This is a genomic window from Thermus thermophilus HB8 (assembly GCF_000091545.1).
In the GTDB taxonomy this organism is placed as follows: domain Bacteria; phylum Deinococcota; class Deinococci; order Deinococcales; family Thermaceae; genus Thermus; species Thermus thermophilus.
Genome location: NC_006461.1, coordinates 1,105,690 through 1,126,567 on the forward strand (window position 1 = coordinate 1,105,690; position 20,878 = coordinate 1,126,567).

A 20,878-nucleotide genomic window follows, 5' to 3' on the forward strand; every position below is an offset into this window, starting at 1 on the left:
CATGGCCCCCAACGCCCTGCAAGGCCTCCTCAAGGCCCTCGCCGACCCCGAGGCCGACCCTAACCTCCGGCGCCGGGCCTTGAGGGCCTATGGCCTCTTCCTCCTCGGGCTTAAGGGGGGCCTCCTCCTCCTCCTCGCCCCCTTTCTGCCCTCGGCCCCTTACCCGCCCCTCCTCCTCCTCGCCGTCCTCGGGGTGGCCTGGCTCTACCTCCAGGCCCGCTCTGCCCTGGAGGAGGAGGCGCCCCTCGGACCCTTGGTGGCGGTGGGGCTTGGGGCCGCGGCCTTTTTCTTCCTGGGGGTTTTGGGCCTCCTCCTGAGGCCCCTGGGCCTCCTCCTTCTCCCCTTGGGCCTCGGCGCCTTCTGGGGCTTCCTCCGCCGGGGGGAAGAGGGGCTCAACGCCGGGGCAAGAGGTCCCTAAGCCGGGTCCTCGCCAGGGCCAAGACCTCGGGAAGGCGCTCCTTGGCCCGGTGCTTTCCCAGCTCGTAGACGAACTCCAGCCGCTCGTGGTCAAAGGTGTCTATGGGGAAGGGGGGGTCCAGGGCGATGACCACGTCCGCCTCCTTGAGGGCCAGGGCTTTGAGCCGCCTCCGGCTCGCCTCGCCCGCCAGGAGGGCGGCCTCGAGGGCCGTCCTGGGCGGTTCCTTGGGCGGAGGGTTGGAGACGTCCACGGCCACCACCTTGGGGAAGAGGGCCTTGGCCGCCCGCACCGGCACCTTCTCCGCCACGTCCCCGTCCACGAGGAGCCGCCCCATGAGGGCCACCGGGGGGAAGAGGCCCGGGATGGCCATGCTGGCGAGGACCGCCTTCCACACCGGCCCTTCCCTCAGGACCACCGCCTCGCCCGTGAGGAGGTCGGCCGCCTGGAGGGCGAGGGGGATGGGGCTCTCCTCCAGCCGCGCCTCGCCAAAGAGGGCCTTAAGCCCCTCCTCTATCCGGTCCGTGTCCACCACGGCCGGGCGCCTGAAGGCGATGAAGAGCCGGGCCAAGGCCCGGAGGCTTCCCGCCCGGGAAAGCTCCGCCACCTCCCGGTCAAAGATGGCCTCGTGCACCCTCCAGGGGTCCTTGTGGCCGAAGGCCCAGGCGGCCGCCGCCAGAGCCCCGGCGGAGCTCCCCGCAAGGCCCCGGATGGGAACGCCCGCCTCCTCCAAGACGGCGAGCACCCCGAGGTGGGCGTACCCCCGGACGCCGCCTCCCCCTAAGGCCAAGGCCACGCCGCGCACGGCCTAATACCCCAGGCCGAGCTCCTGGGCCTCGCCGATGAGCTCGTCCAAAAGCTCCCTGCCCCGCTTCCGGGAAGCCTCCAGGTAAGCCAGAAGGTCCCTGGCCCGGACCCGGCGGTGGGTCCCCACCTTGTGGTAGGGAATCTTGCCTTCCTCCAAAAGCCGGACCAGGTAAGGCCGGGAGACCCCGAGGAGCTCGGCCGCCTGGCCCGTGGTGAGCTCGGCTTCCAAGGGAACGATGCGCACCGCCTCGCCCCGCGAAAGCGCTCCCAGGAGCTCCTGGAGGAGCTGGGCCAGCTCGGGGGTGAGGGTCAAGGAGGCCTCCTCGAGGCGCAAGACCTTGCCGGGGGTGAGCTTTTCCCGGAAGGCCCTGACCGCTTCTGCCGGGAGCCTAGGGGTGAAGAGGAGACCGCCCATACCCAACCTCCAGGCCCCAGTTTACCGGATAAACGAAATAAACGCAACAGGCCCGGCCGGGTTAGAGGTACCCCTTGTAGGCCTCAAGGGCTTTTGCGAAGGTGACCAGCCCGGCCCGCCTCAGGCTTTCCAGGAAGGCCTCCACCCCGAGAGGGGGGTTGCGCAGGGCGCGGCGCTGGCGCCGAAGCACCCCGAGAAGGGGGTCGGGCAGGAAGTTTTTCCGGATCAGCCTTTCGGCAAATTCTGTGAGGTAGGCGTCCAAAAAGAGGGTTTGGGGAAGCGGGCGGGCCATGGCCCCATTCTAGGTAGAATGGCCCCATGCGGCCCGACCTTTCCCGCGTCCCCGGGGTCCTGGGGGAGATCGCCAGGAAGCGGGCTTCCGAGGTGGCCCCCTATCCCCTTCCCGAGCCCCCTTCCGTGCCCTCCTTCAAGGAGGCCCTCCTCCGCCCGGGGCTTTCCGTAATCGCCGAGGTCAAGAGGCAAAGCCCCTCGGAAGGGCTCATCCGGGAGGTGGACCCGGTGGAGGCCGCCTTGGCCTACGCGCGGGGCGGGGCGAGGGCGGTGAGCGTCCTCACCGAACCCCACCGCTTCGGGGGAAGCCTCTTGGACCTCAAGCGGGTGCGCGAGGCGGTGGACCTTCCCCTCCTTAGGAAGGACTTCGTGGTGGACCCCTTCATGCTGGAGGAGGCCCGGGCCTTCGGGGCGAGCGCCGCCCTCCTCATCGTGGCCCTTTTGGGGGAGCTTACGGGGGCCTACCTGGAGGAGGCGAGAAGGCTTGGCCTCGAGGCCCTGGTGGAGGTCCACACGGAGAGGGAGCTGGAGATCGCCCTCGAGGCCGGCGCGGAGGTCCTCGGGATCAATAACCGCGACCTCGCCACCCTGCACATCAACCTGGAGACCGCCCCCCGCCTCGGCCGCCTGGCGCGAAAGCGGGGCTTCGGCGGGGTCTTGGTGGCGGAGTCGGGGTATTCCCGAAAGGAGGAGCTGAAAGCTCTGGAGGGGCTTTTTGACGCCGTCCTCATCGGCACGAGCTTGATGCGGGCGCCCGATCTGGAGGCCGCCTTAAGGGAGCTTGTAGGATAGGACCATGCGCCTCATCCCGGCGGTGGACCTGAAGTCGGGCAAGGCGGTGCGCCTCTACGAGGGGGACCCCGCCCGGGAGACCCCCTACGGGGACCCGGTGGAGGCCGCGCTGCGCTTCCAGGAGGAAGGGGCCACCCTCCTCCACCTGGTGGACCTGGACCGCGCCCTGGGCACGGGGGAGAACCGGGAGGTGGTGCGCCGGGTGGCGGCCTCCCTCTCCATCCCCTTCCAGCTCGCGGGGGGCATCCGGAGCCTCGAGGCCCTGCAGGAGGCCCTCTCCCTGGGGGCGAGCCGGGCGGTGGTGGGCACGGTGGCCGTGAAGGACCCGGGGCTTCTGGCGCGGATGCTGGAAGCGGTGGGCCCGGACCGCCTGGCCGTGGCCCTGGACGCCCGGGGCCTGGAGGTGGTGGTCTCGGGCTGGCAGGAGGCCGTCTCCGCCTCCGCCCTGGACCTCCTCCGGGCCTGGGCGGAAATGGGGGTGCGGACCCTCCTCTACACCGACGTCCGCCGGGACGGGACCCTCTTGGGCCTGGACCGGGAGGTGGTGGCCCGGGTGCGGGCGGCCTGGCCCTACGAGCTCATCGTGGGGGGAGGGATCGCCTCCCCGGAGGACCTCCACCTGCTCCAGGCCCTGGGCGTGGACGGCGCTTTGGTGGGCAAGGCCCTCTACGAGGGCCGGATCCGGCTAAAGGAGGCGTCATGGCGCTCGTGAACTGGCTCCTTTTGGTGTCGGGGCTTCTCGTGGCGGGCACGGGGCTTTACCTCTACGGGACCTACCCCTTCCTCGCCCTCCCCACCCCCTGGGGCCCCTGGCCCCTCTACCTCCTCCTCCCCGGGGCCTTCCTCCTGGGCCTCGGCGTGGGGGGGCTTTACGCCCTGGGCCTCGCCTGGGCCGGGCGGCGGGAGCGGGCGGCCGCCTGGAGGCGGGTCCGGGCCCTGGAGCGGGAGGTGGCCGAGCTGAAAAAGGCGCGCATAGAGGAGATCCCCCGCATCCCCGACCGGGACCTGGAGGCATGAGGGACCGGGTCCGCTGGCGGGTGCTTTCCCTCCCTCCCCTCGCCCAGTGGCGGGAGGTGATGGCGGCCTTGGAGGTGGGGCCGGAGGCCGCCCTGGCCTACTGGCACCGGGGCTTTAGGCGCAAGGAGGACCTGGACCCCCCCCTCGCCCTCCTTCCCCTCAAGGGCCTGAGGGAGGCGGCGGCCCTCCTGGAGGAGGCGCTCCGCCAGGGGAAGCGGATCCGCGTCCACGGGGACTACGACGCCGACGGGCTCACGGGCACGGCCATCCTGGTTCGGGGCCTCGCCGCCTTGGGCGCCGACGTCCACCCCTTCATCCCCCACCGGCTGGAGGAAGGGTACGGGGTGCTGATGGAGCGGGTTCCCGAGCACCTCGAGGCCTCGGACCTCTTCCTCACCGTGGACTGCGGGATCACGAACCACGCCGAGCTCAGGGAGCTTTTGGAAAACGGGGTGGAGGTGATCGTCACCGACCACCACACCCCCGGCAAGACCCCTCCCCCCGGCCTCGTGGTCCACCCCGCCCTCACCCCGGACCTTAAGGAGAAGCCCACGGGGGCGGGGGTGGCCTTCCTCCTCCTCTGGGCCCTCCACGAGCGCCTGGGCCTTCCCCCACCCCTGGAGTACGCCGACCTCGCCGCGGTGGGCACCATCGCCGACGTGGCCCCCCTTTGGGGCTGGAACCGGGCCTTGGTGAAGGAGGGCCTGGCCCGCATCCCCGCCTCCTCCTGGGTTGGGCTCAGGCTTCTGGCCGAGGCGGTGGGGTACACGGGGAAGGCGGTGGAGGTGGCCTTCCGCATCGCCCCCCGGATCAACGCGGCAAGCCGCCTCGGGGAGGCTGAGAAGGCCCTAAGGCTCCTCCTCACCGACGACGCGGCCGAGGCCCAGGCCCTCGTGGGGGAACTCCACCGGCTGAACGCCCGCCGCCAGACCCTGGAGGAGGCCATGCTCAGGAAGCTCCTCCCCCAGGCGGACCCCGAGGCCAAGGCCATCGTCCTCCTGGACCCCGAGGGGCACCCGGGGGTGATGGGCATCGTGGCGAGCCGCATCCTGGAGGCCACCCTCCGGCCCGTCTTCCTGGTGGCCCAGGGCAAGGGGACGGTGCGGAGCCTCGCCCCCATCAGCGCCGTGGAGGCCCTAAGGAGCGCCGAGGACCTTTTGTTGCGCTACGGGGGGCACAAGGAGGCGGCGGGCTTCGCCATGGACGAGGCCCTCTTCCCCGCCTTCAAGGCCCGGGTGGAGGCCTACGCCGCCCGCTTCCCCGACCCCGTGCGCGAGGTGGCCCTTTTGGACCTGCTTCCGGAGCCCGGCCTCCTCCCCCAGGTCTTCCGGGAGCTCGCCCTTTTGGAGCCCTACGGCGAGGGAAACCCCGAGCCCCTCTTCCTCCTCTTCGGCGCCCCGGAGGAGGCCCGGCGCCTCGGGGAGGGCCGCCACCTCGCCTTCCGCCTGAAGGGGGTGCGGGTCCTGGCCTGGAAACAGGGGGACCTCGCCCTGCCCCCGGAGGTGGAGGTGGCGGGCCTCCTCAGCGAAAACGCCTGGAACGGCCACCTCGCCTACGAGGTCCAGGCGGTGGACCTGCGAAAGCCAGAGGCGCTGGAGGGCGGGATCGCGCCCTTCGCCTACCCCCTGCCCCTCCTCGAGGCCCTGGCCCGGGCCCGCCTGGGGGAAGGGGTCTACGTCCCCGAGGACAACCCTGAGGGGCTGGACTACGCCTGGAAGGCGGGCTTCCGCCTCCTCCCCCCCGAGGAGGCCGGGCTTTGGCTCGGCCTCCCCCCAAGGCCGGTCCTGGGCAGGCGGGTGGAGGTGGCCCTGGGGCGGGAGGCGCGGGCCAGGCTTTCCGCCCCCCCCGTCCTCCACACCCCCGAGGCCCGGCTCAAAGCCCTCGTCCACCGCCGCCTCCTCTTCGCCTACGAGCGCCGTCACCCGGGCCTCTTCAGCGAGGCCCTCCTCGCCTACTGGGAGGTGAACCGTGTACAGGAGCCCGCGGGAAGCCCATGAGGCCCGGATCTACACCGGGGCCTACCGGGTCTACGGGATGATCCACCTGGTGCCCGGGGCGGGCACCGCCGACCTCTTGAACCAGGAACGGCCTTACCTCCCCGTGACCGGGGCCCTGGTCTACGCCCCGGGCTTCCGCCACCCCCCGGAGGCCCGGGAGCTCAAGGCGAGCGTCAACTTCCTCGCCCTGCGCAAGGAGCGGGTCCAGTGGGTGGCCGGGGGAAGGCCCGCCGAGCCCCGAACGAGCCCGGCCCTCCTGGAGAGGAGGCGCCTCGCCTTCCTCTTCGGGGACTACCTCCTGGCGGGGGAGCTCCTCCTGCCGCGGGGGGTGCGGCTTTCCGACTTCCTCTCCCAGGCCAAGCCCTTCCAGACCCTAAAGGAGGCGGGGCTTCACCTCCTCGCCCCGGACAGGCCCCTCGTGGACCCAGACCCCCTGGAGCGGTTCCCCTTCCTCACCGTGAACCTGAGGCTCGCCGAGGGGGTGGTGGAGGCCCCCGGGGAGGCCTCGGACCCCAGGCTCACCCTATTTGGCTGAGGGCCTCCCGGATCCTTTCCGCCTGCTCCAGGTTCTCCTTAAGCCGCGCCTCCTCCGCCTCCACCACTTCCTTAGGGGCCTTCTCCCGGAAGCCGGGGGAGGCGAGCTTCCTCTGGCTCCGCTCCGCCAGGGCCAAAAGCTCCTTGAGCCGCTTCTCCTGGCGGCGCCGCCACTCCTCCACGTCCAGAAGTCCCTCCAAGGGCATGCGGGCCGTCACCCGGGGCATGGCCTTGACCAGGGCCTTCGCCGGCCTTTCGGGGAGGAGGTCGGCCCGGCTCAAGAAGCGGAAGACCTCGAGGTTCTCTTCCACGGGGGCGGTCTCCCCCTCGAGGTAGACCCGCACCTCCTGGGCCGGGGGGAGCCCGGCCTCGGCCTTCAGGGCCCTCACCGCCGTCACCGCCTGCTTCAGGGCCTCAAAGGCCCTCTCGGCCTCCTCGTCCCTCCCCCCGGGCTCGGGCCAGGCCTCGAGGGCGAGTTCCTCCTTGCCGGTGAGGGCCTGGTAGAGCTCGCTGGTGAGGAAGGGCATCATGGGGTGGAGGAGCTTGAGGAGGACGGCGAGGACCTCCTCAAGCGTCCTTAGGGTGTGGGCGTTCCCCGCCTTGAGGGCGGGCTTCGCCGCCTCCAGGTACCAGTCGCAGAACTCGCTCCAGACGAGCTCGTAGACCTCCCGGGCCGCCTGGGCCAGGTCCAGGGCCTCGTAGAGGGCGGTGATCTCCTCCACGCCCCGGCTTAGGCGGCTTCGCATAAAGCGGTCCGCCAGGGTTGGGGTGTCCTCCTTGGCCTGGAAACCTTCACGGGAGAGGAGGACGAAGCGGGCGGCGTTGTAGAGCTTGTTGGCGAAGTTGCGGGCCATCTCCAGCCAGCGGAGGTCAAGCCTGATGTCCTGCCCCCCCGTGGCGAGGTAGATGAGGGCGAAGCGAAGGGCGTCCGCCCCGTAGCGCTCCACCATCTCCAAGGGGTCTATCACGTTCCCCTTGGACTTGGACATCTTCTGGCCCTTCTCGTCCAGCACGAGGCCGTGGAGGAGGACGGTTTTAAAGGGCCTCTCCCCCATGAAGTGGTAGCCCGAGACCTCCATGCGGGAAACCCAGAGGAAGAGGATGTCGTACCCCGTGACCAGCACGTCCCCGGGGTAGAAGGCCTTGAGGTCCTCCGTCTCCTCGGGCCAGCCCAGGGTGGAGAGGGGCCAAAGCGCCGAGGAGAACCAGGTGTCAAAGACGTCCTCGTCCCGTTTTAAGCGGGGGCTCCCGCAGGCCTCGCAGGAGGTGGGGTCCTCCAGGTAGCGCTCGGGGCGGGGCACGTTCACCGCCTGGCAGTCCTCGCAGTACCAGGCGGGGATCTGGTGCCCCCACCAGAGCTGGCGGGAGATGTTCCAGTCCTTGACGTTCTCCAGCCAGTCCATGTTCACCTTCTTCCAGCGCTCGGGGACGAAGGCGATGTCCCCCCGCCTTAGGCCCTTTAGGACCTCCTCCGCAAGGGGCCTCATCCTGAGCCACCACTGGGGGAAAATAGCGTACTCAATGGGGGTGCCGCAGCGGGAGCAGGTGGCGAGGGCAATGGTGTAGTCCTCCTCCTTCACCAGGTGCCCCGCTTCCCGGAAAAGCTCCACCGCCTTCCTCCGGGCCTCAAAGCGGTCCAGGCCCCTCAAGGCCTCGGGGACCCTCTCCCCCTCCATCCTCCCCTCCAGGTTGATGACGGAAACGGGCTTTAGGCCGTGGCGCTCCCCGATCTCGTAGTCCAGGGGATCGTGGGCCGGGGTGACCTTGAGGGCCCCGGTGCCGAAGTCCTTCTCCACGGCGGGGTCGGCGAGGATGGGGATCCAGACCTCGGTAAGGGGGATCCGGGCCCTCTTGCCGAGGAGGTGCCGGTAGCGCTCGTCCTCGGGGTGGACGGCGATGGCCTGGTCGGCGAAGACGGTCTCGGGGCGGACGGTGGCGATCTCTATGAAGCCTCCCCCCTCCACCTCGTAGCGCAGGGTGTAGAGCTTGCCGGGGGTGGGCTCGGTCTCCACCTCGAGGTCCGAGAGGGTGGTCTCGCACCGGGGGCACCAGTTCACGAGCCTCGGGGCCCGGTAGGCGAGGCCCTCGTGGTAGTAGCGGCTGAAGGCGTAGCGCACCGCGCGGGAGCGCTTCTCGTCCATGGTGAAGGCCTCCCGGCTCCAGTCGGCGCTCGCCCCGAGGCGCTTGAGCTGCTTGAGGATCGTCCCCCCGGACTCCTCCTTCCACTGCCAGACCCTTTCCAAGAACTTCTCCCGCCCCAGGTCGTGCCGGGTCTTCCCCTCCTTGAGGAGGAGGCGCTCCACCACCACCTGGGTGGCGATCCCGGCGTGGTCGGTGCCGGGAAGCCACACCGCCTCAAACCCCCGCATGCGCTTGTAGCGGATGAGGGCGTCCTGGAGGCTGTTGTCCAGGGCATGGCCCATGTGGAGGGAGCCGGTGACGTTCGGGGGCGGCATGAAGATGACGAAGGGGGGCTTGCCGCTTTTGGGGTTCGCCACGAAGGGGTTCTTCGCCCACTTCTCCGCCCACTTGGGCTCCACGGACTTGGGATCGTAGGCCTTGGGCAGGTCCATGCTAAGCCCAGTTTACTAAGTGTCCGCACGTGGATTTCGCCGCAGGTGGGGCACTTAGCGGCCGGGCAGGGCGAGGCGCCGCTCCAGGAGGTTGGTGAAGAAGGTGAGGAGGGTGGTGAGGAGGAGGTAGACCGCGGCCACCGCCAAGTAGACCTCCACGGGGCGGAAGGTGGCGGAGATGATGCGCTGGCCGGAGAGGGCGAGCTCCAAGAGGGTGATGACGCTCGCCAGGGAGGAGTCCTTGAGGAGGGCCACCACGTTGTTGACCAAGGGGGGCACCACGATCCTCAGGGCCTGGGGCAGGATGACGAAGCGCATGGTGTCCGCGGCGGAAAACCCCAAGGACCAAGCGGCCTCCCACTGCCCCTTGGGGATCGCCTGGATGCCGGCGCGGACCACCTCGGCGTTGTAGGCCCCCACGTTGAAGGCGAGGGCGATGAAGGCCGCCCAGTAGGGGGTGAGGGCCTGCTGCGCCCCCGGCCAGAGGGGCTGGAGGAGGAGGGGAAGGGCGTTGTAGGCGAAGAGGATCTGGACGAGAAGGGGCGTACCCCGGATGACCCAGATGTAGAAGGCGGCAGGCAGGCGCACCCAGGCCCGGGCGGAAAGCCGCGCCATCCCGGCGAAGACGCCGATGACGAGCCCCGCCGCCCCCGAGAGGAGGGTGAGCTTCAGGGTCACCTCGGCCCCCTGGGCCATGATCCGCCCGGCGGAGGCCGCCCGCTCGGGGCCGAAGCCCGTGAGGAGGAAGTAGCGCTCCAAAGCCCAGGAGAGGGCGTGGAAGAGGGCGAAATACCCGAGGACGAGGAGAAGGAAGAGGGCGAAAAAGCGGAGGTACCGCATGGGGCGAAAAGGGGCCCGGACGGCCTAGGGCCTTTAGGGCCTTTGGGCGTCCGGGCGCGGCAGGGTCACTTGCAGCGGACGTCCTCCCCGAACCACTTCTGGCTGATGCGGGCGTAGGTGCCGTCCTGCATCAGCTCGGCCAAAGCCCGGTTCAAGGCGTCCAGGAGGCCCTTGTTCCCCTTGGCCACGGCCATGGCCACCCGCTCCTGGAAGACGAGCTCGCCCACCTGGAGGGTGTTCTCCAGCTTCCTTTCCTTGATGGCCTCCTTGGCCACGAAGCGGTCGGTGATCCAGGCGTCTATGCGGCCCGCGAGGAGGTCCTGGAGGGCGTCAGGATCCCGCTGGTAGGTGCGCACCTCCTTGATGCCCGGGATCTTCTGGGCGGCCTCCATGTAGGTGGTGCCCACCTGGACCCCCACCACCTTGCCCGGGAGGTCCTTGGCCGTCCTCGGCCCCCCCTTCCGGCTTACGATGACCCCGCCGGTGCAGTAGTGGGGGTTGGTGAAGTCCACCGCCCTGGCCCGCTCCTCGGTGATGCCGTGGGAGGCGATGACGAAGTCAAACCGCCCCTGGTTGAGCTGGATGAGCAGGGTGTCAAAGGACTGGGCGATCCAGCGCGGCTTCAGGCCGAGCCGCTCGGCGATGGCGTTGCCCAGGTCCACCTCAAACCCGGTGAGCTGGTTCCGCTCGTCAAAGTAGTTGAAGGGGGGGAAGGCCCCCTCGGTGCCGATGCGGATCTCGCCGGAGCGCTTGATCTCCTCAAAGCTCCGCACCTGGGCCAAGGCCGCGCCCAAGGCCAAGACCAAAAGAAGTACCCATCCTTTACGCATGCTTCACCTCCTAAAGAACCCCGGAAGATTATACACGCCCCTAGGCCCAGCGCACCCACTCCACCCGGCCCGTCACGGGGTGGAGGAGGGCGAGGCGGAGGCCGTAGGTGTAGCTCCCGGGCCTTGTGGGGCGGAAGGCGGTGCGGTACCGCCCCGGGGCCACCTCCTCCAGGTCCACCACCTCCAGGCCGCCGCCCAAGCGGCGCACCACGAGCTGGACCCGGAGGTGGGGGCGAAGGCCCTCCGGCACCTCCCCCTCGAGGACCGNCCCCACCTCCAGCCGCCCCCCGTTCAGGGTCAGGTCCCCGGGGACCTCGGGCCTGACCCCCAGGGCGTGGAAGGCGGGGAGGGCCTCGGCGAAGGCCTTTAGGGCCTCGAGGCGGGCCCGGGCCTCCTTCTCCCAAAGGGCGCCCCGCTCGTAGAGGGCGAGGTAGTCCCGGACCATCCGCCCCGCGCTGAAGTAGGGCCCCACGGTGCGGAGGCTCTCGTGGACCATGGACATCCAGCCCGAGGAGTACCCCTCCAGGCCCTTGGCGTAGAAGAGGGGGATGACCTCGGACTCCAGGAGGTCGTAGAGGGCCTGGGCGTCGGCCACGTCCTGGGCCTCCTCGCTCTCGTAGACGCGCTCGTCCCCGATGGCGAAGCCGTTTTTGCCGTTGTAGGCCTCGGCCCACCAGCCGTCCAAGACGCTGAGGTTGAGGGCCCCGTTGAGGGCGGCCTTCATGCCGCTCGTGCCCGAGGCCTCCATCGGCCGCCTCGGGGTGTTGAGCCAGACGTCGGACCCGTGGGTGAGCACCCGGGCCAGGTACATGTCGTAGTCCTCGAGGACCACCATCCGGTCCTCCAGGCCGTACTCCCGGATCTTGCTCACAAGCTCCTGGAGGTAGGCCTTCCCCGCCTCGTCCTTGGGGTGGGCCTTCCCGGCGAAGACGAACTGCACGGGGTAGGGCCCCTTGAGGATGCGCAAAAGCCGCTCGGGGTCCTTGAAGAGGAGGACGGCCCGCTTGTAGGTGGCGAAGCGGCGGGCGAACCCGATGGTGAGGGCCTCGGGGTCCAGGGCCTTCTCCGCCTCCCGCAAGCGGGCGGGCCCCTCCCCGTTGCGGCGGCGCTGCTCGTAGAGGCGCTGGCGCACCTCCCGCACCAAGAAGAGCTTCAGGTCCTGCCGGATGCGCCAGAAGGCCTCCCCGAGCCCCTCCACCCGCCAGGTCTCGGGGTCCTCGGGACGCTCCACCCACTCGGGCCCGAAGACCTCGGCGTAGTGGCGGCGAAGCCTGGGGTGGAGGAAGGTCCAGGTGTGCACCCCGTTGGTGACGTGGCCGATGGGCACCTCCTCCGCCAGGAGGCCCGGCCAGAGGTGGCGGAACATGTTCCGGGAAACCTCCCCGTGGAGGCGGGAGACCCCGTTGGCCTGGGCCGCCGTGCGCAGGGCGAGGTTGGACATGGAGAAGACGGGCCCCCAGGGCTTCTCCTCCAGGCCGAGCCCGAGGAAGGTGTCCCGGTCCACCCCGAGCTTCTCCCAAAACCCCCCCAGGTAGCGGTCCACGAGGTCCAGGGGGAAGACGTCGTGCCCGGCGGGCACGGGGGTGTGGGTGGTGAAGAGGGCCGAGGCCCGGGCGAGCTCCAGGGCCTCCCGGAAGGGGTACCCCTCGGCCACAAGCTCCCGGAGGCGCTCAAGGCCCAGGAAGGCCGAGTGCCCCTCGTTCATGTGGAAGAAGGCGGGGGCGAGGCCCAGGGCCCTGAGGAACCGCACCCCCCCGAGGCCCAGGACGAGCTCCTGCTGGATGCGGGCCTCGAGGCCCGCGGCGTAGAGCCGGGCCGTGATCTGCCGGTCCTCGGGGGCGTTCTCCGGGAGGTCGGTGGTGAGGAGGTAGACGGGCACCGCCCCCACCTGCACCCGGTACCCCCCCACGTGGACCAGGCGGCCCGGGAACTCCACGGCCACCCGCACGGGCCTCCCCTCGGCGTCCTGGACCGGGACGAGGGGAAGCTCCTCGGGGCGGAGGGGCTCGTAGACCTCCACCTGCTCCCCTTCCGGGGAGAGGCGCTGGTGGAAGTACCCCTCGTGGTAGAAGAGCCCCACCCCCACGAGGTTGAGGCCGAGGTCGCTCGCCGCCTTGACGTGGTCCCCGGCGAGGACCCCAAGCCCCCCAGCGTAGATGGGCAGGGAGCTGTGGAAGCCGTACTCCGCCGAGAAGTAGGCCACCAGGGGGCCCCGCTTCGTCCTGCGGGCCTCGAGGTAGGCCCTAAGCGCCTCCCGGGTGGCCTGGACCCGGGCGGCGTAGCCCGAGGCGCTTAAGGCCTCGAGGCGGGCGGGGTCCAGCTCCAGAAGGAGCTTCACCGGGTTCCCGCGGAACCGCTTCCAAAGGGCGGGGTCCAGCTCCTGGAAAAGCTCGGCCGCCTCCGGGTTCCAGCTCCACCAGAGGTTGTAGGCGATCTCCTTAAGCCCCTCCAGGGGCTCGGGGAGGTCGGGCATGGCGGTGATCCGTCCGAGAACGTTCATGCTCCGGATTATACTCAGCGGAGCCTGCGCCAAAGCTCCGGGGTCAGGAGGAGGACCACGGGCACCACCTCAATCCGCCCCGCCCACATGAGCCCCACGAGGAGGAGCTTGGAGAGGGGGTGAAGCCCCGCGTAGGAGCCCATGGGCCCCACCTCGCCGAGGCCGGGGCCGATGTTGCCGATGGCCTGGGCGCTGGCGGTGAAGGCCACGACAAAGTCCTTTTCCAAAAAGGCCAGGGCCACGGCCCCCAGGACGAAGAGGAGGGTGTAGAGGAGGATGAAGACGGAGACCTGCCGCAGGACCTCCTCCGAGAGCACCCGCCCCCCCAGGCGCAAGGGGAGGACCGCCTGGGGGTGGAGGGTGCGGGTGATCTCCCGGCGGAGGAAGCCGAAGAGGACGAGCCAGCGCACCAACTTGATCCCCCCCGCCGCCGAGCCCGCGCTTCCCCCCACGAACATGAGGAGGACCAGGATGGCCTGGGCCGGGACCACCCACTGCGCGAAGTCCACGCTGGCGAAGCCCGTGCCGGTGAGGATGGAGATCACCTGGAAGAAGGCGTGGCGGAGGCTGGCCTCGAGGTCGTAGGTGTGGTGGGTGTAGAGGTAGCCGGAAAGCGCGAGGCCCGCGGCCAGGACCACGAGGACGTAGGCGCGAAACTCGGCGTCCCGAAGAAGGGGCCCCACCTCGCCCCGGAAGAAGAGGCGGTACTGCAGGAGGAAGTTCACCCCGGCGAGGAACATGAAGGCCACCCCGAGCCACTGGGCGAGGGGCGGGTAACCGGCGAAGCTCTGGGGGTTGGGGCTGAACCCCCCGGCGGGGACCGTGGCCAAGGCGTTGGCCACCGCCTCAAAGAGGGGCACCCCGGCGAGGGCGTACCCCAAGGCGGCGGCCCCGGTGAGGGCCAGGTAGAGGAGGAGGACCGCCTGGGCCGTCTGGCGGATCCTCGGGGTGAGGCGCTCCTTCTCCACCCCGGTGCTCTCGGCGAAGAAGGCCTGGCGCCCCGCCACGTGGAGCTGGGGGAAGACCGCGAGGAAAAGCACCACGATCCCGATCCCCCCCATCCACTGGGTGAAGCCCCGGTAGAGGAAGAGGCTTCGGCTTAAGGAGAAGTCCTGCAGAACCGTGGCCCCGGTGGCGGTGTACCCCGACATGGACTCAAAGAGGGCGTCCAGGAAGGCAAGCCCCCCCGAGATCCAGTAGGGCACCGCCCCGAGCACCGGGACAAGAAGCCAAAGGAGGGCCACCCCGGCGAAGACCTCGGCCCGCTGGGGCTGGGCCTTGGGCCTGCCCCGGAAGGTACCGAGGTACCCCAGGGCAAACCCCAAGGCCGCCGCCCCCAGGAAGCCCCAGGCCTCCTCCCCCAGGACCAGGGCCAAGGCGGCGAAGCCCAGGTGGACGAAGGCGAAGCCCCGGAAGGTGAGGCCGAGGAGGTAGAGGAGGGCCTCCAGGGCCCCCTTACTCCGGGAAGAAGGGAGCCAGGACCTCATCGGCCACCTCGCGGGCCGCCACCAGGTAGAGCCTGTCCCCGGGGAGAAGCCCCAGCCCCTCCTCGTAGAGGAAGATCCGGTGGTCCCGCTCCAGGGCCACGGGGACGGCGTCGGGCCGGACCAGGTCCCTCAAGGCCTTGGGGGCCGCGCCCTCCGAGACCAGGACCTCCAGCACCTCAATGCTCTCGTCCAAAGTGGCGATGTGCTCCACGTTCTCCGGGCCGATCCAGTCCAGCACCTCCCGCACGGCCGCCTGCCTGGGGGTGAGGGCGAGGTCAATGCCCACCTGCTCAAAGAGCCTCCGGGTCTCGGAGCGGGAGACCCGGGTGATCACCTTCCGCACCCCCATCTGCTTGGCGAGGAGGGAGGCGAGAAGGTTCTTCTCGTCGTGGTCCGTCACCGCCACCACCGCGTCCGCCTCCGCCATCCCTTCGGCCTCCAGAAGCTCAATGTCCGTCCCGTCCCCCTGGATGACCAAAGCCCCGGGGAGCTCTTCAGAGAGCCACTGGCACCGCTCGGCGTTCCGCTCCACGATGACCACCTCCACCCGGCGCTTGAGGAGCCCCTGGGCCACCATGAACCCCACGTTCCCGCCCCCGATGACCATCACCCGGCGGACCCCAGGGCCCTCGGTGAAGTAGGCGGCGAGCTCGGAAAAGGCCTTCTGGGTGGCTACGAAGAGAAGCTTGTCCCCGGGCTCCAGGATGAGCTCGGGAAACTCGGGGTGGGCGAAGCTCAGGAAGGTCCCCTCCCGCACCACCCCGGCGAGGAGGACCCCTTCGGGCCACTTCTCCCCGGAGAGGAGGCGGTGGACGTACTCCCCCCCCTCCTTCACCCGGTACTCCACGAAGCGGAGCCTTCCCCCGGCCAGCACCTCGGTGTCCACCGCCCAGGGGACCAGGATGACCTCCACGATCTCCCGGGCCATGGCCCGCTGGGGCCAGAGGACCCGGTCAATGCGGGTGCCGAGGATCTCGGCGGTGCGGGGGTCGGTGAGGACCTCCACGTACCCTCCCTTGCCCACGAAGCAGAAGGCCTCCTTGGCCCCGAGGCCCTTGGCCAGGAGGCTCGCCAGGAGGTTGATCTCGTCGGAGTCGGTGCTGGCGACGAAGAGGTCCGCCCGGTCCACCCCGGCTTCCCTCAAGGTGTCGGGGTCCGTGGCCCCCCCCACCACCACCTTGACGTCCAAGGAGGCGAAGCGCTCCCGCGCCTGGGGGTTGCGGTCAATGACCACCACGTCGTGGGTCTTCTCCAGGGCGCGGGCGAGCTCCCCGCCCATCTCCCCGCCCCCAGCGATGACGATGTACATGGCCGCCCCTATCCTACGCCTGGACCCCGTGGAGGTCGTAGGTGTCCGCCCGAAGGATGCGCACGGGGATCCTCTCCCCTACCCGCACGGTGCCGTCCGTCTCCACGTAGACCACCCCGTCTATGCCGGGGGAGTCGCGGTAGGTCCGGCCCACGGCGAGGCCGGGCTCGGGCAGCTCGTCCACCAGGACCTCCAGGGTCTTGCCCACGAAACGCTGGTTCTTCCTGAGGCTCACCCGGGCCTGCAGCTCCAAAAGCCTCGCCTTGCGCTCCTCCTTCACCTCCTCGGGCACGGGGTCCGGAAGGCGGTTCGCCTCCGCCCCCTCCACCGGGGAGTAGGCGAAGACCCCCACCCGGTCCAGCTCCGCCTCCTCCAGGAAGTCCAGGAGGATCTGGAAGTCCTCCTCCGTCTCCCCGGGGAAGCCCACGATGAAGGTGGAGCGGAGGGCGAGCTCGGGCACCACCTCCCGCCAGGCCTTGAGGGCCTTGAGGTGGCTCTCGTACCCCCCGGGGCGGCGCATGAGGCGGAGGATCCGGGGGGAGGCGTGCTGGAGGGGAACGTCCAGGTAGGGCAGGACCTTCCCCTCGGCCATGAGGGGGAGGAGGTCCTTGACATGGGGGTAGGGGTAGACGTAGTGGAGGCGGATCCAGGCGCCGAGCTCGGCCATGTGGGCGAGGAGGTCCTTAAGCTCCGCCCGCACGGGCCGGTCCCCCCAGAGGCTCTCCCGGTGCCCCAGGTCCACCCCGTAGGCCGAGAGGTCCTGGGCCACGAGGAGGAGCTCCTTCGTCCCCGTGGCCACGAGCCTCGCCGCCTCGGCGAGCACGTCGGCGGCGTCCCGGGAGCGGAGCCTTCCCCGCAGCTTAGGGATGATGCAGAAGCTGCACCGGTGGTCGCACCCCTCGGAGAGCTTCACGTAGGCGTAGTGCCTCGGGGTGAGCTTGACCTGGGGAGGGATGAGGTCCAAAAAGGGGTCCCGGGGCGCGGGAAGCACCACCTGCACCGCCTCCAGAACCCTTTCCACCTCCCCCGGGCCCGTGATGGCGAGCACCTGGGGGTGGCGCTCCCGGATCTTCTCGGGGCGCGCCCCCAGGCAGCCCGTGACCACCACCTTGCCGTTTTCCTTGAGGGCCTCGCCGATGACCTCGAGGCTCTCCTCCACCGCCTCGTTGATGAAGCCGCAGGTGTTGACGATGACGAGCTCCGCCTCCTCGTAGCTGGGGCTCGTCTCGTACCCCAGGGCCTTGAGCCGGGAAAGGATCTGCTCCGAGTCCACCAGGGCTTTGGGGCAGCCCAAGCTGACAAAACCGATCTTCGCCATACGCCTCCCGGGGGCTCGGCCCCAACAAACCCCAAGTATATCAGGGGTAGCGCCGGGTGACGGGGATGCCGGGCTCGCCCATGGGCCCGAGGTCCTTCCCCCCGAGGATGACCCGCACCGCCCCCGGGTTGCCCGAGCGCACCTCCACGGGGAGGTCAAAGACGAGCTCCGACCCCACCTCCGGGATCCCCTCGTAGAGGCGCTCCCCGTCCCGGGTGACCCTGAGCCAACTCCGCCCCTCCACCTTCAGGACGAGCTTGTTCGCGGGGGCCTCCTCCGCCGCCTCCTGGGGGGGCGGCTTCTCGGGGGTGAGGGCGAGGCTTAGGCTCAGGTTCCGGTCCAGGAGGATCCTGCGCTCCAAGGGGGCGTAGCCGGGGCGTTCCAGGCGCAGGACCCGCTCCCCCCCTTCCAGGGGCGGGGTCTCCAAGGGCGTCTGTCCAAGATAGAAGCCGTCCAAGTAAACCCGGGCTCCCGGGGGGTCGCTCTGGACCCGGAGGGTGTAGCGGCTCGGGGCCTCGGGCGGGGGCGGCGGGGGAAGCTCCACCACCTTCTCCGGAGGCCGGGGCCAGAGGAGGAACCCCGCGTAGAGGAGGCCGCCGAGGAGGGCGAGGGCCAGGAGCCAGGGCCAGAGGGCCCGGCGGGGGCGGGGCGGGGCGGGGGGCGGGAGGGAGGGCGCGCTCGGGTAGAGGGCGAGGAGGGGCCCCGGGTCCAGGCCCAGAAGGAGGGCGTAGCGCCGGAGGTACCCCCGGGCCAGGGCCGGCTCGGGAAGCCGCTCAAAGCGGCACTCCTCCAGGGCCTCGAGGACCTCCGCCTTCAAGGCGAGCTGCCGCGCCGCCTCTCCCAGGGAAAGCCCCCGACGCTCCCGCGCCTCCCTCAGCTTCTCGCCGAGCTCGCACACACGCCTATTCTAGCCCCGCCAGGGCCAGGGCGACCCGGGCCGCAAGGCGGGCGTTCTCCAGGAGGAGCCTCCGGTTGACCCGGTCCGTCTCCCCCGAGGAGAGCTCCGAGAGCTTCCTCAGGAGGTAGGGGGTGAGGGCCTTCCCGAAGACCCCCTCCCGGGCCGCCATCCGGCCCGCCTCCTCCACCCAAAGGGCCACCCGCTCATAAGGGAGGCCCTGGGAAACGGGGTTCACCAGGAGCACCCCCCCGAGGCCCAAGGCCCGGGCCCGGAGGTAGACCCGGGCCGCCTCCATGGGGGTGTCCACCCGGGCGGGGACGGGGAAGGGGGAGTCCGGGGAGAAGAAGGCGGGGAGGCGGTCCGTCCGGTAGCCCACCACGCTCACCCCCAAAGTCTCCAGGCGCTCCAGGGTGGCCCTGAGGTCCAGGATGGCCTTGGGGCCAGAGGAGACCACCAGGATGGGGGTGCGGGAGAGGGCGACGAGGTCGGCGCTCTCGTCGTAGGGCTCGGGGTGGACCCCCCCGATCCCCCCGGTGGCGAAAACGGGGATGCCGTGGAGGTGGGCCAGGTGGACCGTGGCCGCCACCGTGGTCCCGGCGCTCCTTCCCTGGGCAAGGAGGGCCGCGAGGTTCCAAAGGCTCGCCTTCTCCGCCCCGCCCGCCGCCAAGGCCTCCATCTCCTCGCGGGAAAGGCCCACCCGCACCTCCCCCCGCACCAGGGCGATGGTCTTGGGGGTGGCCCCCTCCTCCCGCACCGCCTCCTCCAGGGCCAGGGCCACCTCCAGGTTCAAGGGGTAAGGGAGGCCGTGGGTCAGGACCGCGGACTCCAAAGCCACCCGGGCTTCGCGCATGGGGCCACTATACCTCGGGCCAGACCAGGACCTCCTCCCCCGCCTTCAGGCCGTGGAAGAGGAGGAGCTCCGGGGAGAGGCTGAGCACCACCCCGAGGCCCTCGGCGCCCTCCACGGGCAGGAGGACCTCCCGCTCCCCGGCCCGGACGCGGACCCGGAAGACCCGGCCGAAGTGCTCCCGCCAGGCTTTAAGGAGGAGGGCGTCCACCTGGGCCCCCTTCCCCCCTAAGGCCACCCGGAGCCTGGCGGTGCGGGGCACCCGGGGGGAGACCTCCACGAGCCGCAGGCGGGCGAGCTGCCCAAGCCCCTGGAGCACCCGGCCCAGGGGAAGCCCCGTGGCCGCCGCGAGGTCCAAGGGGCTCTTCCCCCCGGAGGCCGCCTGGAGCAGGGCGAAGGCCTCGGGCTCGAGGGTGGCCTGGGCCTCGAGGCCCGCCGCCGTGGGCCGCACCAGGTCAAAGGGCCCCACCTCCACCCCCTCCCCCAGGCGCCGGACCGCCTCCAGGAGGTAGGCCTCCAGCGGGCCCTCCAGGGTCCGCCTGGGCGCGGCCTCCCCCGGGAAGAAGCGGAAGCGCCCCTCCTTGAGGGCGAGGACGGCGAGGAGGGCCTCCGCCCCCTCCACTCCCCCATAGGCGGCGTGCACGGGGCGGCCCCGCTCCAAATAGACCTCCCCGCCCTCCACCCGGAACGCCCCCGTCTTCCCCCCTTGGGCGAGGAGCTGGAGGAGGTCTATGGGGCCTAAGAGGCGGAAATCGCCCTCCACAGCGCCCCCAAGTAGCCCTGGCCGAAGAAGTGGACGTGGGCCAGGAGGTAGTAGACCTGGTAGCGGGGAAGGGCCCTCTCCACCTCCTCGGGGACGGGGTAAAGCTCCCCGTAGACCTCCCAGAACCTCCGGGGAAACCCCCCGAAAAGGCGCATCATGGCCAGGTCCACCCCCCGCTCCCCCACGAAGAAGGAGGGGTCCAGGAGGGCCGGCCCCTCCCGGGCGAAGTAGACGTTCCCGTGCCAGAGGTCCCCGTGGAGGGGCGCGGGGCCCTCGGCGGGAAGGGGCCTTTGGTAGAGGGCCTCCACCTTGGGGCCGAGGCCCTGAAGCCGGTCCCAGGTGGCCTCGAGGAGGGGGAGGACGCACCGCTCGTAGAAGAAGGCGGTCCACTCCCCGCCCTCCCGCCCAGGAAGGGGGAAGGTGCCGAGGAAGCCGGGCTCGGCCAGGTAGCTCCCCTCCCGCCTCCGGTGGAGGGCCGCGAGCGTCCGGGCCAGGCCCTCCCAGTCCTCGGGCCCCGGCTCCAGGTAGGCCAGGACCAGGCCCTCCTCCCCCACCCAGTGGACCCGGGGCACCCGCACCCCCCGCTCGGCCAGGGCCTGAAGCCCCCGGGCCTCGGCCCGGAAGAGGCCGGGCGGGGGGTCCTGGGCCGTCTTCACCACGAACCGCCCCACCCGCCACACCCGGGAGATGTCCCCCCCGTGGAGGGGGAGGGCCGGGCCTTCCGCCTCAAGCCCGGCCTTCCGCAGCAGGGCTAGGGGATCCATGCCGGTCCAAGAAGGCCTGCAAGGCCGCCTCCAGGGTCCAGTAGACCTCCCGGAAATCCTCCAGATCCCCGTAGTAGGGGTCCTGGACCTCGCCCCCGCCGAGCTCCTCCAGCACCAGGCGCACCTTGCCCCGGGCCTCGGGGAAGCGCCTCAGGACCTCCTCCAGGTTCTCCCGGTCCATGACCAGGATGTGGTCGTAGGCCAGGACGTCCTCCCGGGTGAGCCTCCGGGCCACGTGGGGGAAGTAGGCCCCCTCCTCCTCCAACACCCGCCTCGCCCGGGGGTCCATGGGCTCGCCCACGTGCCAGGCCCCGGTGCCCGCCGAGTCCACCTCAAAGCGGTCCTCGAGGCCCCGCTCCTTCAGGAGCTTGCGGAAGATGCCCTCGGCCATGGGGCTACGGCAGATGTTTCCCAGGCAGACGAAGAGGACGCGCACGGGCCGGTCCATGCCCCCATGATACCGTTCGCGGCGGAAAGACCC

The 20,878-nt window shown here is 70.7% G+C and carries 21 protein-coding genes; 6 read left to right on the forward strand and 15 right to left on the reverse strand.

The window, feature by feature from the left end; all coding sequences use genetic code 11:
* Position 1: 1 nt before the first annotated feature.
* On the forward strand, positions 2-418 hold the full coding sequence (locus TTH_RS05885; protein ID WP_011228478.1) for a hypothetical protein: 417 nt from the start codon (positions 2-4) through the stop codon (positions 416-418).
* On the opposite strand, the gene TTH_RS05890 is transcribed toward TTH_RS05885, so the two are convergent.
* The 3 genes from TTH_RS05890 to TTH_RS05900 form a co-directional block, all read right to left on the reverse strand.
* Complete coding sequence (locus TTH_RS05890) at positions 393-1,220, reverse strand: patatin-like phospholipase family protein (RefSeq protein ID WP_011228479.1); 828 nt, start codon at positions 1,218-1,220, stop codon at positions 393-395. The two genes, TTH_RS05885 and TTH_RS05890, sit on opposite strands and share 26 nt — an antisense overlap.
* A gap of 3 nt (positions 1,221-1,223) precedes the next feature.
* Positions 1,224-1,637, reverse strand: coding sequence for a helix-turn-helix domain-containing protein (locus tag TTH_RS05895; protein WP_011228480.1), 414 nt, complete (start codon positions 1,635-1,637; stop codon positions 1,224-1,226).
* Between the two features lie 61 nt (positions 1,638-1,698).
* On the reverse strand, positions 1,699-1,929 hold the full coding sequence (locus tag TTH_RS05900; protein WP_011228481.1) for a hypothetical protein: 231 nt from the start codon (positions 1,927-1,929) through the stop codon (positions 1,699-1,701).
* A 26-nt stretch (positions 1,930-1,955) separates the two neighbouring features.
* Between TTH_RS05900 and trpC the strand changes: the two genes are divergently transcribed.
* The 5 genes from trpC to TTH_RS05925 are packed head-to-tail and all read left to right on the forward strand — an operon-like array spanning position 1,956 to position 6,269.
* Positions 1,956-2,720, forward strand: a complete 765-nt coding sequence (gene trpC / locus TTH_RS05905; RefSeq protein WP_011228482.1) for an indole-3-glycerol phosphate synthase TrpC — start codon at positions 1,956-1,958, stop codon at positions 2,718-2,720.
* Between the two features lie 4 nt (positions 2,721-2,724).
* Entirely contained in the window at positions 2,725-3,432 is a 708-nt protein-coding gene (hisA, locus tag TTH_RS05910; RefSeq protein ID WP_011228483.1) for a 1-(5-phosphoribosyl)-5-[(5-phosphoribosylamino)methylideneamino]imidazole-4-carboxamide isomerase, read from the forward strand.
* A complete protein-coding gene (locus TTH_RS05915; protein ID WP_011228484.1) occupies positions 3,420-3,737 on the forward strand; it encodes a lipopolysaccharide assembly protein LapA domain-containing protein in 318 nt (105 codons plus the stop codon). The genes hisA and TTH_RS05915 overlap by 13 nt, the downstream gene beginning before the upstream one ends.
* The gene (recJ, locus tag TTH_RS05920; RefSeq protein ID WP_011228485.1) at positions 3,734-5,734 is read left to right on the forward strand and encodes a single-stranded-DNA-specific exonuclease RecJ; all 2,001 of its coding nucleotides are present in this window, start codon (positions 3,734-3,736) and stop codon (positions 5,732-5,734) included. Before TTH_RS05915 ends, recJ begins: the two co-directional genes overlap by 4 nt.
* Positions 5,706-6,269: a DUF6812 domain-containing protein gene (locus TTH_RS05925; protein ID WP_011228486.1), complete on the forward strand. Its 564-nt coding sequence runs from the start codon at positions 5,706-5,708 to the stop codon at positions 6,267-6,269. The genes recJ and TTH_RS05925 overlap by 29 nt, the downstream gene beginning before the upstream one ends.
* On the opposite strand, the gene TTH_RS05930 is transcribed toward TTH_RS05925, so the two are convergent.
* The 12 genes from TTH_RS05930 to TTH_RS05985 form a co-directional block, all read right to left on the reverse strand.
* Positions 6,253-8,841 (reverse strand): valine--tRNA ligase, encoded by a 2,589-nt coding sequence (locus TTH_RS05930; protein WP_011228487.1) that lies wholly within the window; start codon positions 8,839-8,841, stop codon positions 6,253-6,255. The two genes, TTH_RS05925 and TTH_RS05930, sit on opposite strands and share 17 nt — an antisense overlap.
* A gap of 54 nt (positions 8,842-8,895) precedes the next feature.
* Complete coding sequence (locus TTH_RS05935) at positions 8,896-9,681, reverse strand: amino acid ABC transporter permease (protein WP_011173238.1); 786 nt, start codon at positions 9,679-9,681, stop codon at positions 8,896-8,898.
* 65 nt (positions 9,682-9,746) lie between these two features.
* Positions 9,747-10,511: an ABC transporter substrate-binding protein gene (locus tag TTH_RS05940; protein WP_011228488.1), complete on the reverse strand. Its 765-nt coding sequence runs from the start codon at positions 10,509-10,511 to the stop codon at positions 9,747-9,749.
* Between the two features lie 40 nt (positions 10,512-10,551).
* Positions 10,552-13,011, reverse strand: a complete 2,460-nt coding sequence (gene glgP / locus TTH_RS05945; RefSeq protein WP_011228489.1) for an alpha-glucan family phosphorylase — start codon at positions 13,009-13,011, stop codon at positions 10,552-10,554.
* A 14-nt stretch (positions 13,012-13,025) separates the two neighbouring features.
* Entirely contained in the window at positions 13,026-14,498 is a 1,473-nt protein-coding gene (locus TTH_RS05950) for a TrkH family potassium uptake protein (RefSeq protein ID WP_011173241.1), read from the reverse strand.
* Complete coding sequence (gene trkA, locus TTH_RS05955; RefSeq protein WP_011228490.1) at positions 14,467-15,807, reverse strand: Trk system potassium transporter TrkA; 1,341 nt, start codon at positions 15,805-15,807, stop codon at positions 14,467-14,469. The genes TTH_RS05950 and trkA overlap by 32 nt, the downstream gene beginning before the upstream one ends.
* A 13-nt stretch (positions 15,808-15,820) precedes the next feature.
* The gene (gene rimO, locus TTH_RS05960) at positions 15,821-17,125 is read right to left on the reverse strand and encodes a 30S ribosomal protein S12 methylthiotransferase RimO (protein ID WP_011228491.1); all 1,305 of its coding nucleotides are present in this window, start codon (positions 17,123-17,125) and stop codon (positions 15,821-15,823) included.
* Positions 17,126-17,165: 40 nt separating this feature from the next.
* Positions 17,166-18,023, reverse strand: a complete 858-nt coding sequence (locus TTH_RS05965; protein WP_011228492.1) for a RodZ domain-containing protein — start codon at positions 18,021-18,023, stop codon at positions 17,166-17,168.
* 4 nt (positions 18,024-18,027) lie between these two features.
* Positions 18,028-18,873, reverse strand: coding sequence for a pseudouridine-5'-phosphate glycosidase (locus TTH_RS05970; RefSeq protein WP_011228493.1), 846 nt, complete (start codon positions 18,871-18,873; stop codon positions 18,028-18,030).
* A 7-nt stretch (positions 18,874-18,880) separates the two neighbouring features.
* Positions 18,881-19,633 (reverse strand): DUF4388 domain-containing protein, encoded by a 753-nt coding sequence (locus TTH_RS05975; protein WP_011228494.1) that lies wholly within the window; start codon positions 19,631-19,633, stop codon positions 18,881-18,883.
* The gene (locus tag TTH_RS05980; RefSeq protein ID WP_011228495.1) at positions 19,609-20,397 is read right to left on the reverse strand and encodes a fructosamine kinase family protein; all 789 of its coding nucleotides are present in this window, start codon (positions 20,395-20,397) and stop codon (positions 19,609-19,611) included. The genes TTH_RS05975 and TTH_RS05980 overlap by 25 nt, the downstream gene beginning before the upstream one ends.
* Positions 20,360-20,845 carry a low molecular weight protein-tyrosine-phosphatase gene (locus TTH_RS05985; RefSeq protein ID WP_011173248.1) on the reverse strand — a complete coding sequence of 162 codons (486 nt, stop codon included), beginning with the start codon at positions 20,843-20,845 and terminating at the stop codon, positions 20,360-20,362. Before TTH_RS05985 ends, TTH_RS05980 begins: the two co-directional genes overlap by 38 nt.
* Between the last annotated feature and the right edge of the window lie 33 nt (positions 20,846-20,878).

What these genes read in the sequence shown, in the direction of transcription:
- TTH_RS05885 (WP_011228478.1), top strand. Translation starts at nt 2, where the DNA reads ATGGCCCCCAACGCCCTGCAAGGCCTCCTCAAGGCCCTCGCCGACCCC.
- TTH_RS05895 (WP_011228480.1), bottom strand. Translation starts at nt 1,637, where the DNA reads ATGGGCGGTCTCCTCTTCACCCCTAGGCTCCCGGCAGAAGCGGTCAGG.
- TTH_RS05900 (WP_011228481.1), bottom strand. Translation starts at nt 1,929, where the DNA reads ATGGCCCGCCCGCTTCCCCAAACCCTCTTTTTGGACGCCTACCTCACA.
- trpC (WP_011228482.1), top strand. Translation starts at nt 1,956, where the DNA reads ATGCGGCCCGACCTTTCCCGCGTCCCCGGGGTCCTGGGGGAGATCGCC.
- hisA (WP_011228483.1), top strand. Translation starts at nt 2,725, where the DNA reads ATGCGCCTCATCCCGGCGGTGGACCTGAAGTCGGGCAAGGCGGTGCGC.
- TTH_RS05915 (WP_011228484.1), top strand. Translation starts at nt 3,420, where the DNA reads ATGGCGCTCGTGAACTGGCTCCTTTTGGTGTCGGGGCTTCTCGTGGCG.
- recJ (WP_011228485.1), top strand. Translation starts at nt 3,734, where the DNA reads ATGAGGGACCGGGTCCGCTGGCGGGTGCTTTCCCTCCCTCCCCTCGCC.
- TTH_RS05930 (WP_011228487.1), bottom strand. Translation starts at nt 8,841, where the DNA reads ATGGACCTGCCCAAGGCCTACGATCCCAAGTCCGTGGAGCCCAAGTGG.
- TTH_RS05935 (WP_011173238.1), bottom strand. Translation starts at nt 9,681, where the DNA reads ATGCGGTACCTCCGCTTTTTCGCCCTCTTCCTTCTCCTCGTCCTCGGG.
- TTH_RS05940 (WP_011228488.1), bottom strand. Translation starts at nt 10,511, where the DNA reads ATGCGTAAAGGATGGGTACTTCTTTTGGTCTTGGCCTTGGGCGCGGCC.
- TTH_RS05950 (WP_011173241.1), bottom strand. Translation starts at nt 14,498, where the DNA reads ATGAGGTCCTGGCTCCCTTCTTCCCGGAGTAAGGGGGCCCTGGAGGCC.
- trkA (WP_011228490.1), bottom strand. Translation starts at nt 15,807, where the DNA reads ATGTACATCGTCATCGCTGGGGGCGGGGAGATGGGCGGGGAGCTCGCC.
- rimO (WP_011228491.1), bottom strand. Translation starts at nt 17,125, where the DNA reads ATGGCGAAGATCGGTTTTGTCAGCTTGGGCTGCCCCAAAGCCCTGGTG.
- TTH_RS05970 (WP_011228493.1), bottom strand. Translation starts at nt 18,873, where the DNA reads ATGCGCGAAGCCCGGGTGGCTTTGGAGTCCGCGGTCCTGACCCACGGC.
- TTH_RS05980 (WP_011228495.1), bottom strand. Translation starts at nt 20,397, where the DNA reads ATGGATCCCCTAGCCCTGCTGCGGAAGGCCGGGCTTGAGGCGGAAGGC.
- TTH_RS05985 (WP_011173248.1), bottom strand. Translation starts at nt 20,845, where the DNA reads ATGGACCGGCCCGTGCGCGTCCTCTTCGTCTGCCTGGGAAACATCTGC.